Origin of the sequence: Agrobacterium genomosp. 13 str. CFBP 6927 (assembly GCA_900012615.1) — a bacterium.
Taxonomy (GTDB): Bacteria; Pseudomonadota; Alphaproteobacteria; order Rhizobiales; family Rhizobiaceae; genus Agrobacterium.
The window spans coordinates 1,493,253-1,506,181 of sequence record LT009757.1 but is presented as its reverse complement, the minus strand read 5'-3'; the positions used below and the strand labels follow the sequence as shown (position 1 = coordinate 1,506,181).

The window sequence follows — 12,929 nt, the reverse complement described above, 5'->3', positions numbered from 1 at the left end:
CGATACCGACGAGACAAACCGGAAGCACGCATCCCATACCGCGTTCCTGACGAATAGGGTGCCGAGGTCTTCGGTCCTTGCCGCAAGCATAAAGTCTTTGCTTTGCGAAACGGAACCGAAGACATCGGCCCTCTCATCTGGTCAACACCAATATAACAACCGCTCAACGGGCCTTGAGAAAGCGATAACCCGTACTGAAATCATTGCTATATATACGGTCCACCGCCACAAAGGGCACATTGCGGCGATAATCTTCAAACAGCGCCTTTGTTCCCGCCCCCAACTGCCCGGGCTTGCGCAGATCAACGGCTTGCGCCGCATGCAGCAACTGGATCGAGGACATCCAGTACAGATTATCCAGAATTCGGCTGAGATTGGCGACCGAAAGCGGTGCGTGGCTGTCCAGATCCTCGATATTTCCTGCCATCGCAATCGAGCCGACGGGAGCCTGCGCGCCGATCTGCTGGTTTTCGGCCAGAAGCGCGACGAGCGGTTTCTGGATCGCGCCAAACGCATGTCCTTGATTGGTTTCAGCAGCAAGGAACCGCGAAAGATGCGTCAAATCCGGGTTCTCGAAGCGGATCGTCTGCATCGTAATGGCCTGTGACAGACGCACCAGCGCCGTGTTCAGTGTTTCAACCCTCGAGGCCACCGGCAACATTTCAAAACCCGCACTCGGATAGATCGCTCCCGATACTTCGCCCTCGATAAAATACTGGGAGACCTGTCCGGAAGCCTTGTCGTCCGAGGCTCCCGCAACCACGCCCGGATTGTCATCACTGTGATTGATCTGGATTTCCAGCGCCTTGGTCAAATCCTGCGTTGCAATTTCGGCTCCACCAAGCACATAGGCCATGGTGCGATAAGACAGCGGGTCCTGCAGTGCCCGATCCTTCGCGGGCGACCAGAGATAGCTGCCGTCAAGGGCAGAGCGAACCATCAGTGCCCCGGATGTGTTTTCGGCAAAGGGGCGCAGCTCGTTCGTCGCCGCGAGGAAAGGGGCGACATTGCCGTTAAAACCTTCAAGTGCAAGACCAAAGACAACGGCTTCCTTCTCGAGATAACCCGCCGTATCGTGCGCCAGCAGGGCAGCCTGTCCAGCGGTCAGCGCATTCGTGCTGAGGATCGAAAGGAAATCCTTGCCAACCGGTTCGAGCGGAGCGATGCCGGCCTCTGCCAGGGCACGCGCTGCGGGAATGCGATTGCCTTTCATGAAGACCTCCCCCTCGCCGACCATCGCCAGACCGATATGGGAGGCAAGGGTGATATCCGCCTCGCCCACAGAACCGCGTGAAGGAACGACCGGGGTGATCCCCTGCTCCAGAAACTGTCGATACATTTCTGCAACGGCGCTCTGAACGCCGGTTCGGCCGGTTGCAATCTGGTTTAGACGGATCGCCATGCCCGCCCTCACGGCCTCGACCGCCATCGGCTCGCCCACGCCTGCGCCATGCGCGCGCAGGGATGTAGAATTGAAAGCGCGTGACAGTTTCAGCAGATCGTCGTCCAGCACGCGCTTGCCGTCCCTCATCGCGAAAACTGGGCGATCCTTGTTCCAGCCAACGCCAACCGTCAGGCCATAGACCGCCTTGCCTTGCAGGGCGGCCTCCATCACCAGATCGAAGCCTTCGGCGATCCGTTTGCCCGCGCTTTCGGTGAGAGTAATCTTGGCGCTGTCATCCCGCGCCAGGCCGACGACCTGTTCCACGGTCAGGTTTTGACCGTCGATGGACCAATGTTCCGCCCGTACGTTTGAAGCAGCAAGCCCAGCGATCGCAAAAGCTGTGACAATGGAGAGGCGATGAATAGTCCCGTTTTTAACAGACATGATGTTCCCTTGAGTTGGTTATTATTATGCCGTCATGTTTGCAGCACTGTCCGGCGTCGAAACGGCTTCGCTTCGACTGGAAACTTCCAGACATGACGGGTGGAGCAATTGGGGGAGCTGGGCCTTGAGCGGCCCATCTCCTTTAGTTCGTGGAATACGGCTTCGGCAGGATCAGGACCGCTATCAGCGATATAAACGCGGCAGCCATGACGTAAAATCCGGGCGCGTGATAACCGATGCCCGTGCTGCCAAGCCAGGTCAGCGTCGCCGGGGCAAATCCTCCGAAGATCGTCACGGCGGCATTATAGGCCAATGACATGCCCGTGGTGCGGATATTCGTCGGGAAAACCTCGGACAGGGTTGCGGGTGCGACCCCGACATATCCCGAGACCATGATGCAGAAGAGGCTTTGCACGATGATGAGCGTCGTCAGCGTCGGCGAAGATTGCAGCCACCAGATCAGGGGATAGACCGCGACCAGCATCGCGCCGGCGGCAATGGCGAGCATCAAGCGCCGACCGATCCTGTCCGAAATGCTGCCGGCGCTGACGCAACCGACGGCAAGGAAGACGTTACCAATCAGCGATGCCGTAAAGGCCTCCGAAGGGCTGAAACCGAAAGCACGCTGAACGAAGATCGGCATGTAGATGATCAGCACATAAACGCACACCGCCCACAGGATCGAGAAAGCGAAGCCTTTGATGAGATGGCCGAAATAGTCCGAGAAGACGAGCTTCAGGGGTGTTTTGGCGGACTGGTTCTCCAGACTTGCCTGTTCGGCCTGAAAAGCCGGCGTTTCGTCCAGCGTCTTGCGCAACCAAAGACCCACCGGCGCGATCAATACGCCAATGAAGAACGGAATCCGCCAGCCCCAGTCTCCGATCTCCTGCTCCGTCAGAAGCGAGGTAACCGCAAAGGCGACGAGTGCACCCATGATGTTGGAAATCGCCATGCTTGCCTGGAGCCAGGAAGCATATTTGCCTTTTTTGTCGGCGGGCGCATGTTCGACAAGAAAGGCGGCTGCTCCGCCGATTTCTCCGCCCGCAGAGAAGCCCTGAAGGACTCGTCCGGCAAGGATCATGAGCGGCGCTCCCACACCAATCGCGGCATAGGTCGGCGCCACCGCGATCAGCAGGGTGCCCGCCGCCATGATCATGATGGTCAGGAACAGTGCGGCCTTTCGACCAGCCTTGTCGCCATAGACCCCGATCACGATGGCTCCCAGGGGGCGGATCACGAAGCCTAGCCCGAAGGCGAGAAAGGCTTTCACGAGTTCGACGGTATGATCGCCGCCGGGAAAGAAATTATGGGCGATGTAGATTGCAAACAGCGCATAGACGGTGAAGTCATACCATTCCAGGGCGTTGCCTATCGATGCTGCTGCAACGGCGCGCTCCGGTGATGACCGTCTGGCCGGTGTCACTGACAAATTTTGATATGTTTTTTCCATTATTGTCCCCTCTTGGCCTGCCGGTGCCGGCAGGCGATGTTGATTGGTGATCGTAATTTTCCGCCCTTCATGGCGATTGATGGCGTCTCCTCGCTTTGACCTGTCAGATCTGCACGTGATTTATGCCCTTGCTGGCAATTTCATCCTGTGCCTCGGCATAGCCCGCATCCGCGTAACGGATGACGCCGAGCCCGGTATCATTGTCGAGTGATTGCGAAAGCCGGTCGTCCGCCGCATTGGTGCCGTCAGCGACGATCGTGACCCCTGCCGAAGTCATGAAACCCGCATATCCCCCACCGCCGGAATGAAGCGCGACGAGGTCGGCGCGCGAAGCGCAGAGCAACATCGCGTCGAGAAGCGGCCAGTCGGCGATGGCGTCCGAACCGTCAAGCATGTTCTCCGTCATGATGTTCGGATGCGCCATGCCCGCTGAATCGAGGTGATCGCGAGAGAAGGCAACCGGCCCCTTCAATTCGCCCGAAGCGACCAGAGCGTTGACCCGCCGTGCGAGTGCGCTTCGTTCGCCATGGCCGAGCCAGGCGATGCGCGCCGGCAGCCCCTCGAACGGAACGTACTTGCGCGCCAGCGAAATCCAGTTGGTAACGATCTTGTTGTCCGGAAACATCTCCAGCACCAGCTCGTCTATCCGCCCAATGTCCGAGGCCTCGCCCGACAGGGCCATCCAGCGGAAGGGACCAATCGCCCGGCAGAACAGCGGGCGCAGATAAGCTTCGGTGAAGACCGGAATGTCGAAGGCGTCAGCAACGCCACCGGCCTGCGCCTGCGTGCGGATCAGGTTGCCATTGTCGAAAACCTCCGAGCCGGCCCGCTGGAATTCCAGCATGGCTGTTACTTGTTTGGCAATCGACGCCCTGCCGGCCTCGATCAGCTCATCCGGGTTCTGGCTGCGCAGGCGGCGTACCCGTTCCAGATCGTAACCGATTGGAATATAGCCATAAACAAGATCATGGGCGGAGGTCTGGTCGGTCACGATATCCGGGATGATCCCCCGCGCAGCTATTTCGGGATAGATTTCCGCTGCATTGCCGACAAGTCCGACGGACAGCGCCTGCCCCTTCGAACGGGCCTCTTCAATCCGTGCCAGTGCGCTATCGAGATCATCGGCGATCTCGTCCAGATAGCCGATATCCTTGCGGGTGCGAGCCCGTTCCGGATTGATCTCCACGCACAGGATCGCCGCGCCCGCCATACGGCCGGCAAGCGGCTGTGCGCCTCCCATGCCGCCAAGGCCCGCGGTCAATACGAAACGCCCGTTCAGCGTGCCGCCGAAGCGGCGTTCGGCAATGCGCATGAAGATTTCATAGGTGCCCTGAATGACGCCCTGCGAGCCGATATATTGCCATGCCCCCGCAGTCAGGCCGCCCCAGCATATGAGGCCCTTGCGTTCGAGAGCATAAAAATTCTCGGCCTTGGCCCATTGGCCGACCATGTTGCAATTGGCCATGATGACCATCGGGGCCTCGGTCGAAGTCTTCATCAAGCCGACCGGCTTTCCCGACTGGATGACGAGTGTCTGATCCTCATCCATGGTCGTCAATGCGCGTACGATGGCATCATATGCGGCCTTGTTGCGCGCCGCCTTCCCGAGTGCTGCGTAGACGACGAGATTTTCCGGGTCTTCACCGACAGCCAGCACGTTTTCCATAAGGCGCAGCAGGGCTTCCTGCCGCCAGCCCTTCGCGCGAAGGTCCGGGCCCGAAGGGATCGGGAAGCCGGGATTGCGGGGATTCTCTCTCGGCATCTTCAGGCCTCCAATGCGTAGTTGGTCAGGTTGATACCCATGACCTTTTCAGGGTGGACATAGATCGCCGGGTCCATCAGGCCCGCGCCGATCGGTATGAGGGTCTTCGGGACATGCAGCAGGTGGATCTTCATGCCGACTTTCAGCTCGCCTACAGACAGCGGTTCGATCTCCTGCGACAATGTGGTGATGACGTCCGGAAAAGTTGCGAGACGACGGCCATCGACCGCATCGACCGCCATGTATTCGTTCATCACATGCAGGGTCAGAGCCGCATCGCCCCTGCCGATGGTGACCGTACCGACGTCGAAAGCCTCATTCGTATAAACGACCTCCTTGGCCGTGATCTCTCCTTCAATCATGATCCTGCCGCCCGTGGTCGCAAGGATCGCATCGAGGACTGCGGCATGCCCTCGAGGCTCGGCGGCGAGGATTGCGTGACCAAGCTCCAGCGCCTTGGAAATTCCGCCGAGCGCCGCATTCTTCGCAACATAGCCGGCGCGAACCGGATTGCGGGCCGAGGCGATGAAACCACCCGACATGTCGGAGGCCGTGCGCAGGATGGGAGAAATGCGGCCAGTTGCGCCGCGCGTTACGAGTTCGATATAGCGGTTCTGATCGCGATTTCCGCCAACGGCCGTCTGGATCGACTGGTCCGGTTTGCCGGCCATGCCGATCGCGCCCATGTCGCCGGTCGGATGGGCGCGCATGTCACCCACCGCGTCCAGCACCTTGCAGCCGAGAATGGCCGAAGGCAGCCATGCGTTGAGGGTCGAGGACTTGCCGTTCTGCCCGATCATCAGGGCCGCGACCTTCGCACCAAGCTCATCCTGCAAAAGCTGCACGGCCTTGACATAATCCACGCCCCGCATTTCCCAGGGCGTCGTGGAGGCCGGCGCACCGATGGCGGCAGCAGTCGCCACCCAGTCATCTTCATTCAATTCATCAATGGAGACGAGTTCCGGCGCACCGGCGTTCACCGCGGCATAGCCCAGCATCCGTCCATGATGGACCCAGCCGCCACCGCCGGCCGCATAGACCGCGCCTCCCCGCACCGCGGGTTCCACATCCTTCTCCGTCAGAATTCTGGCCACTTTCAGCCCTCCCTTTTTCTTTCCAATTCTATAATCGTGTTCGCCAGAACTTCAGCCGCCAAAGCGAGATCGGCCGCATCGGCCCATTCTTCCGGGCAATGGGACCGACCGTCGCGGCAAGGGACGAAGAGCATCGCCGAAGGACACAGCCGTGTCATGAATGCCGCGTCATGGCCTGCACCCGACACCATCTTTCGATAGGGCGTGTCCAGCCCGTCGGCGGCCTTTGCCAGCGTCTCCTGCAATCCATCATCCATCTGCACGCCGGGATTGGCGGAAATCAGCCGCGCCTCGATCGTGTTTTCACCGTCCCCGTCAAGTCCGGTCAGCCAGGATACGAATGCTTCCTTGTCCTCGGCCCGCTCGGCGCGGATATCAACCAGCATGCGGACCCGGCCCGGCACCACATTGGCGGCGTTGGGAGAGATTTCGAACTCGCCCACAGTTGCGGTGAAATGGCCGGGACCACCGGAAAGCTCCGTCGCGAACCGCTCGATCTCACTCACGATCCGCGCCGCAGCGACGAGGGCATCCGCGCGCAACCCCATCGGGGTCGTGCCGGCATGATCGGGACGGCCCGTCACCTCGATCTCGACGCGGTTGATGCCGACAATGGTCGTCACCACCCCAAGCGCAATCTTTTCCCGTTCGAGAACCGGCCCCTGTTCGATGTGCAGTTCCAGAAAGGCCTTCAGGTCATCAGCCAAGGGAGCTTCAAGACTTTCCGGCTTGCCGCCCACATCGCGTATGGCCGTCGCCAGATCACGCCCGTCGCTTATACGCCTCAGCCAGTCCTGCGGCAGAACGCCCGCCATCGCTCGCGAACCGATGCAGGAAACCCCGAAAATGGAGACTTCTTCAGCAAGAAAATCGACAACAGCCAGATTGTGCCGCAAGGCAACACCACGCCGTGAGAGAATGCGTGCGACCTCCAATGCAACGACGACACCGGCAACACCGTCAAAACGCCCGCCGTCCGGCACGGTGTCGGAATGCGAACCCAGCATGATCGTTCCGGCCTGCGGCTCGGTGCCTTCGCGGCGGCCGATCAGGTTCCCGCCCGCATCCGTCGAGACATTCAATCCTTCACTCAGGAAACGCCGCCGAAGATAGTCGCGCCCTTCATCGAAACGGGGCGAGAAGGCGCGGCGGGTCCAGGGACGTTCCGGATCGGTAATCTGCGCCAGCGCGTCGAGATCCGTTTCTATGTCCTTTATTGACGCGTCGAGATTGCGGCGCATCACAACAGCACCTCGCGCAGACCAAGTGTTTCGGGCGGCCGCACGAAAACGCCTGTTCCCGGCGCAGCCAGCACGTTTTCACCGTCGAAGACCATCTCGCCCCGCCGCCAGGTGGCTGCGACCGTCCAGGGCAGTTCCATGCCGTGATAAGGCGACCACCCCGCAATGGAGTGAGGACTGGTGGCTGCGTCATACACCATGGGCCGATCGACGAGCACCATGACGTCAGCGTCGCGCCCGACCTGCAACCCGCCTTTCTGGTGATCCAGACGAAAATGCCGGGCCGGATTTTCGGCCATCAGCCGGGCCGCCCACACCAGCGGCACACCGCGTGCGATCGCGCCCTTGACGAAAAGCGGCACCATCACCTCCAGCCCCGGGACGCCGGAAGCATTTTTCAGCATATCGGGATTGGTCTTGCGGTCCTCACTCCAGCTCACATGATCGGTAGACACCATCGACACCCGCCCTTCCGCCAGATGGCGCCAGATCGCCTCCACTTCTTTGCGGGCGCGTATCGGCGGGTTGATCTTGGCCTTGCCGCCAAGCCGCGCGACATCATTCTCCTCATCCAGAACAAGGTAGTGAATGCAGCATTCGATGGAGGAATACCCGCCGTTCCTGCGATACATCTCGGCGATTTCGTAACCGCGGCTGACGGAGCAATGGACGACATGCGCCGGACAATCTGTCTCGGCGCCGGTTTCGTAAATCTGCAGCATCGCCAGCGTCTCGGCCAGTTCGGGACGCGACAGGCCGTGCGCACGCCAGTCGGTTATACCGGATGCCTCCACCTCGGAAATCGCGGCGCGGACATAGGCGTCGTCCTCATTGTGCACGCCTGCGGCAAGCCCGGTCTTTGCAATCTCGGCGAAACAGGCGCGAAGCAGCGCAGGTGGGATACGCGGAAAGCGTTGGGGATCCGTGCCGAAGGTCGAGAACTTGTAGGCGCAAACTCCCGCCGTCGCCTGTTCGGCAATGCGGGCAGAACCCTCCTGCGGATCGACAGTGCCATAAAGCGCAACGTCGATGCGCGCCTCCGCGTCGATCATCGCGACCTTGCGCCTGACAGCCTCGGCAGAACACACAAGATTGCCCTCATCATAGGGCATGTCCACGATTGTCGTGACGCCGCCCGCCGCCGCCGCACGGGTCGAGGCCGCAAAACCCTCGGCCCCCTTCTGCGACAGCGAATGTACCTGTGCGTCTATGGCGCCAGGCAATAGGATGCCGGTGCCGAAATCATGATTTTCTCTTCCAGCCGGCGCGGGGCCTTCTCCGATGAGTGCCGTTTTCCCGTCGCGAATGGCCACGAAACCTCGAGAAATCTCGCGGTCGGTCAGAATGACTCGCCCCGCCAAAACCGTATCGAAATCCGCCATGTCGTCCTCCTGTCATATTTCGACTATGAGGCACAATTAAATTAGTGGTATATCCCAAAATCCGGACAGACGATGCCGAAATGGGAAGGCCAAGACGAGGCGTGGGCGGTGAAGGTTTCGACGATTCTTTTATGTGACCAGGTGGTTCGGCTCGGCGGCATCCACCTTGCGTCCAATACAACAGGAATTCCGGTTTCAACTGTATCTGATGCCGTCAACCGCCTGGAAACCGCCCTCTCCGTCAAGCTTTTCGTGCAGGGCGCAAAAGGCCTCATCCTGACGGCGGAAGGCGGGAGACTTGGCCCATATCTAGCGCAGGCCGCCCATGAAATCTTCGCGATCCATGGCGCGTGCTGCGATGACCATACGAAAGATATTTATCAGAGAAGCGTGTCGCTGATTGCACTCTTCCGCTTCGTGGACATTCTCGAATCGGGCTCGATCCGTAAATCCGCATTGAGGCTTCAAATCGGACAACCACAGCTGACGCGAATGATGGCGATGCTGGAGGACAATCTGGGCGTCCGGCTTTTTGAAAGGACCCGCAGCGGCTCGCGCGCATCGCCCGAGGGGCTTCGCATATCGCCCCACGTCCACAAATTACGCGATATTTGGGCTGCGCTGGACTCCACATCCGCCCTGCGTTTCAAGCGGCATTTGCGGCATTGGTCATTCGGCGGCATTCCTCCCGCAACGACGGACAGCCCGTCGGCAATTATTCTGGCGCGCATTGCCGCCAACTGGGCACGGCGTTTCGACACACCGCTGCTGATGCAGCCCGGACTTGCAGACAGCCTGCTGGAAGGACTTGAACAACAGCGATACGATGCTGTCCTTGTCGACATGCCAGTCAACAATTCTCGCCTGCGCAGCCGTGAGGTTTTGCGCAGCCACCTTTCATGTTTCCTGCAGCATGAAGCACCTGAAATGACGGATGCAGATTCGCCGTCACAGATGCGCGAGGCGATCCTCAAGCACCCCCTGGTACTGCCTTCCCGCGCCTCCGGACTGCGCCAGACGGCCGAAAGCTTTCTCGAGCACCTGCTTGGACCAACGTGGCTGTCAAAGGTGCAGTTGATTGAGATCGACAGCATACCGGTGGCAGTGCAACTGATTGTCGGCCACGGATATTGTTCGATATTGCCGTCCGGCGTGGGAATAACCTCCCCCAAAGTAACGAAAATCCCACTACCGATGACATTTTCCGTTCCATTGCTATTGGCCTGGCGCGCCGATGACAGAGGCACAGATATGGCGCAGCGGGTTCTTCAGCTGCTTGATATGACGAACTAATGGTGGCCGGGCAGGCTCGGCTCCTGCAACTCGGCTCCAAGTATCTAACACTTCGCCGAGCGGTAGGCTTCGGGCCGATAGGTCGTTTGGAACCTACTTGGTCACAGCCAAGGAAAAAAGATTTGCGGCTTGTGCGCGGGTTGACCGCTGGCTGGCGATACCTTGGGCGATTTGCCAATATTAACGAGCTGCGCGAGCGTACCCACCTGCGGCCTAACCGTCTCAAGCGGTCGGAACCGTGCCGCCATCGATGGTGAATTCGGTTCCCGTGATCGCACCAGCGCGTGGCGACACGAGGAACGCGATAAGATCGGCGACCTCCTGAGGCTTGGCGGGCCGCCCGAGCGGAATGCCGCCGAGGGCCTTCATGATGATCTGCTTGCCGCCTTCGTAATCGGTTCCGGCGTCGGTCGCCAAGCGTTCCGCAAAAGCGACCGCCGCCTCGGTCTCGATCCAGCCTGGCGAGACACGAACGACGCGGACACCTTTGGGCGTGACCTCCTTGGAGAGGCTTTTGCTGTAGGTCGAAAGCGCAGCCTTCGCGGCGGCATAGGCCGTCGTAGATTCAGGCAGCGGCAGCTGGTGCTGGATCGACGTGACGTGAATGATGACGCCGCAACCCTGCTCGATCATCGATGGCAGGAGGGCGCGGTCAAGCCGCACCGCCGGCATGAGGTTGAGGTTAAGCTCCCTGAGCCATTCGTCATCGCCTAGAGCAGCAAAACCGCCGGGAGGTGCGGACGAGCCGCCGAGAACGTTGACGATAATGTCGACCCCGCCCAGGCGGTCGAGCACGCCCCTGGCGACCGCGGCGCAGCCGTCAGCGGTTGTGATGTCCGCCGCGACGTACTGAAGGCCTTCCGGAGATTTGTCCGGGACCGTCCGCGCAGTGGCCACCACCTTCGCCCCGGCTTCTGTCAGTGTCTTGACCACGGCAGCGCCGACGCCTTTCGTGCCGGCGGTGACGAGCGCACGACGACCGGCAATCGCAAGATCGAAGCTCATAGCGTGATTTCCAGTTCTGCGATCTTGTCGCCTTCAAGAAAAAAGAAGTAGCGGAGATCCACCGGGCTGCCGGGGAAGTTACCCGTCAGGTGGCTCGTGACGACTGTCCTGCCTTCTTCGGTCGCGATTGCGAAGGGCTCGACAGTGTAAGTGTACTTGGTAGAGCTGTCGGCCTTCCAGCGCCGGATCGCCTCCCGTCCGGCATAGGTATTGCCTTCATCCTTGACGATGGCGGTTTCGGTAAAGCACTTTGCGACGGCATCGCCGTCTCCTGTGTCTGCCGCGAAATAGAGGGAGATCGGTGACGGTAGATCGACCATTGTTCGGGTTCCTTTTTCGTGTCCGGTCCAAATCCGGGACCAGGATTGCATGGGGCGGAAAATGGCCGTACGATCACCAAATGACAAGAACGCACGAAAAAGTAAGGTACTCACCTAAAAGTAAGGCCCACTCTTATACCCGCGAGACGGCGGCAGAAGGCGTCGAGCGGGCGCTGAAATTGTTAGAGGGGCGGTGGAAGCTGGTGATCCTGTTCCATCTCTTCGGCGGCCGCATCATGCGCTTCTCCGACCTCGAACGCGCAATCCCGGCGATCTCGCAGAAGATGCTGATCCAGCAGCTTAGGCAAATGGAGCAAGACGGCATCGTTGTCCGCATTGTTCACCATCAGGTGCCCCCGAAGGTCGAATATGCGCTGACGGATTGGGGGCAGGCTTTGTGTCCCGCGCTCGACGCCCTGTTGACGTGGGCAGCCGAGTGTCCTGCAGCCGATGCCTTGGCTACGGTGGGCGAACCTTCGCGATAGCCCGCCGTGCAATGTGCCTAACCGGGTATCAGGCCGCCGGGCTCTGCCGATGGAAGTTGCAGCGTATCGGCGGCATCCACCGCGCGCATGGCCGCGCAAAGATTCGACAATAAGAAAATGACTTTTGCGGTACAAAAATCATTCAGTCCTTTCGTATAGCCCTGCTTGCACCGCTTAGATGCCGCTTCATAAGGGCGGATGCGATCTCGTTTTCTCCCTCCTGAAGGCGGCCCAGAATCTCCAGGTGTTCCCTGCAGGTGGTCACGACGCGCTCGGGACCGTAGTTCCAGTTGTAGTTCGACAGACGACGGAGCTGATTCTGCCGGTGCATGGCCTCCTTGAGATAGCGATTGCCGGAGGCGGCGCTGATGCCCAGGTGAAACTCTGCATTCATCTCGAACAGCATCACACTGGAGGTTTCCGTCCATTTTGCTCGCATGACATCCTCATGGCGCTTGCGCATGGCGTCGATCCAGGCAGGCAGCAAGGCAAACTGCGGTGACATGATTGCGGCGCACTCGATCAACACACGGAAATTATAGCTCTCCTCGCGGGCGCGCGCATCGCGGGCGCTATCCATGAATTCCCAGCCGTATCCCTTGCGGCGCATAACGACGCCAAGCTCTTCAAGCTTGATGAGGGCCTGGCGCACTGGCGCACGTTCGCTCTCGGTCAGTCGCATCAGTTCCAGCTCTGTAAACTGGTTCGAAATCCCACCCTCACGACGCAGCTTGGCGACGGCGACGATCAGCGCTTCGTCGGAGCGCTGATGTTCGGCCATCTCCGACTGCGGCGGAATGCCGGTCAGCACCGTGCCCTTGTTTGGCAAATGCTCGGCATAACCCAGTTCATGCAGCCGATTGAGCGCGACGATGACTGGCGTTCGCGACACGCTCAGCCGCTCTGCGAGCTGGCTTTGGCGTAGCCGCGCGCCGGGCTCAAGGCCATCCTCGTGGATCACCTCGATGATGCGGCGCAGGAGATCCTGCTGCAAAGGCGTGTTCGCGTCGGACATTTTTCTCTTGCCTTCTCATCAATTTTGGTTTTTGTTATATAAAATACAATTTTG

The 12,929-nt window shown here is 59.9% G+C and carries 11 protein-coding genes; 2 read left to right on the top strand and 9 right to left on the bottom strand.

All coding sequences use genetic code 11. The features are described from left to right. Window positions 1–163 precede the first annotated feature (163 nt). The 6 genes from AGR13A_RS21175 to AGR13A_RS21150 all read right to left on the bottom strand — a co-directional run bounded on the left by AGR13A_RS21175 (window position 164) and on the right by AGR13A_RS21150 (window position 8,757). On the bottom strand, window positions 164–1,828 hold the full coding sequence (locus tag AGR13A_RS21175; protein WP_080839246.1) for an HAL/PAL/TAL family ammonia-lyase: 1,665 nt from the start codon (window positions 1,826–1,828) through the stop codon (window positions 164–166). 142 nt (window positions 1,829–1,970) lie between these two features. Beyond that, a complete protein-coding gene (locus tag AGR13A_RS21170) occupies window positions 1,971–3,278 on the bottom strand; it encodes an MFS transporter (protein WP_035225373.1) in 1,308 nt (435 codons plus the stop codon). 103 nt (window positions 3,279–3,381) lie between these two features. Beyond that, entirely contained in the window at window positions 3,382–5,040 is a 1,659-nt protein-coding gene (locus tag AGR13A_RS21165; protein ID WP_080839244.1) for a urocanate hydratase, read from the bottom strand. A gap of 2 nt (window positions 5,041–5,042) precedes the next feature. After that, window positions 5,043–6,134 (bottom strand): DUF917 domain-containing protein, encoded by a 1,092-nt coding sequence (locus AGR13A_RS21160; protein ID WP_080839243.1) that lies wholly within the window; start codon window positions 6,132–6,134, stop codon window positions 5,043–5,045. 2 nt (window positions 6,135–6,136) lie between these two features. After that, complete coding sequence (locus AGR13A_RS21155) at window positions 6,137–7,375, bottom strand: Zn-dependent hydrolase (RefSeq protein WP_080839241.1); 1,239 nt, start codon at window positions 7,373–7,375, stop codon at window positions 6,137–6,139. Further along, on the bottom strand, window positions 7,375–8,757 hold the full coding sequence (locus AGR13A_RS21150; protein ID WP_080839238.1) for a dihydroorotase: 1,383 nt from the start codon (window positions 8,755–8,757) through the stop codon (window positions 7,375–7,377). The genes AGR13A_RS21155 and AGR13A_RS21150 overlap by 1 nt, the downstream gene beginning before the upstream one ends. A 72-nt stretch (window positions 8,758–8,829) precedes the next feature. Here AGR13A_RS21150 and AGR13A_RS21145 point away from each other — a divergent pair, with 72 nt between their 5' ends. After that, a complete protein-coding gene (locus AGR13A_RS21145; RefSeq protein ID WP_080839236.1) occupies window positions 8,830–10,050 on the top strand; it encodes a LysR family transcriptional regulator in 1,221 nt (406 codons plus the stop codon). A 222-nt stretch (window positions 10,051–10,272) separates the two neighbouring features. Here AGR13A_RS21145 and AGR13A_RS21140 read toward each other — a convergent pair whose 3' ends face one another. Together AGR13A_RS21140 and AGR13A_RS21135 are read right to left on the bottom strand one after the other, a co-directional pair. Beyond that, window positions 10,273–11,055 carry an SDR family oxidoreductase gene (locus AGR13A_RS21140; protein WP_080839234.1) on the bottom strand — a complete coding sequence of 261 codons (783 nt, stop codon included), beginning with the start codon at window positions 11,053–11,055 and terminating at the stop codon, window positions 10,273–10,275. Beyond that, window positions 11,052–11,375: a nuclear transport factor 2 family protein gene (locus AGR13A_RS21135; RefSeq protein WP_080839232.1), complete on the bottom strand. Its 324-nt coding sequence runs from the start codon at window positions 11,373–11,375 to the stop codon at window positions 11,052–11,054. The genes AGR13A_RS21140 and AGR13A_RS21135 overlap by 4 nt, the downstream gene beginning before the upstream one ends. A gap of 80 nt (window positions 11,376–11,455) precedes the next feature. Here AGR13A_RS21135 and AGR13A_RS21130 point away from each other — a divergent pair, with 80 nt between their 5' ends. Continuing rightward, window positions 11,456–11,860, top strand: a complete 405-nt coding sequence (locus AGR13A_RS21130) for a winged helix-turn-helix transcriptional regulator (RefSeq protein ID WP_080839230.1) — start codon at window positions 11,456–11,458, stop codon at window positions 11,858–11,860. A 142-nt stretch (window positions 11,861–12,002) separates the two neighbouring features. Here the strand turns inward: AGR13A_RS21130 and AGR13A_RS21125 are convergent, their stop codons facing one another. Further along, entirely contained in the window at window positions 12,003–12,875 is an 873-nt protein-coding gene (locus AGR13A_RS21125; protein WP_035225383.1) for a GntR family transcriptional regulator, read from the bottom strand. Window positions 12,876–12,929: the final 54 nt, after the last annotated feature.

What these genes read in the sequence shown, in the direction of transcription:
- AGR13A_RS21175 (WP_080839246.1), bottom strand. Translation starts at nt 1,828, where the DNA reads ATGTCTGTTAAAAACGGGACTATTCATCGCCTCTCCATTGTCACAGCT.
- AGR13A_RS21170 (WP_035225373.1), bottom strand. Translation starts at nt 3,278, where the DNA reads ATGGAAAAAACATATCAAAATTTGTCAGTGACACCGGCCAGACGGTCA.
- AGR13A_RS21165 (WP_080839244.1), bottom strand. Translation starts at nt 5,040, where the DNA reads ATGCCGAGAGAGAATCCCCGCAATCCCGGCTTCCCGATCCCTTCGGGC.
- AGR13A_RS21155 (WP_080839241.1), bottom strand. Translation starts at nt 7,375, where the DNA reads ATGCGCCGCAATCTCGACGCGTCAATAAAGGACATAGAAACGGATCTC.
- AGR13A_RS21150 (WP_080839238.1), bottom strand. Translation starts at nt 8,757, where the DNA reads ATGGCGGATTTCGATACGGTTTTGGCGGGGCGAGTCATTCTGACCGAC.
- AGR13A_RS21145 (WP_080839236.1), top strand. Translation starts at nt 8,830, where the DNA reads ATGCCGAAATGGGAAGGCCAAGACGAGGCGTGGGCGGTGAAGGTTTCG.
- AGR13A_RS21140 (WP_080839234.1), bottom strand. Translation starts at nt 11,055, where the DNA reads ATGAGCTTCGATCTTGCGATTGCCGGTCGTCGTGCGCTCGTCACCGCC.
- AGR13A_RS21135 (WP_080839232.1), bottom strand. Translation starts at nt 11,375, where the DNA reads ATGGTCGATCTACCGTCACCGATCTCCCTCTATTTCGCGGCAGACACA.
- AGR13A_RS21130 (WP_080839230.1), top strand. Translation starts at nt 11,456, where the DNA reads ATGACAAGAACGCACGAAAAAGTAAGGTACTCACCTAAAAGTAAGGCC.
- AGR13A_RS21125 (WP_035225383.1), bottom strand. Translation starts at nt 12,875, where the DNA reads ATGTCCGACGCGAACACGCCTTTGCAGCAGGATCTCCTGCGCCGCATC.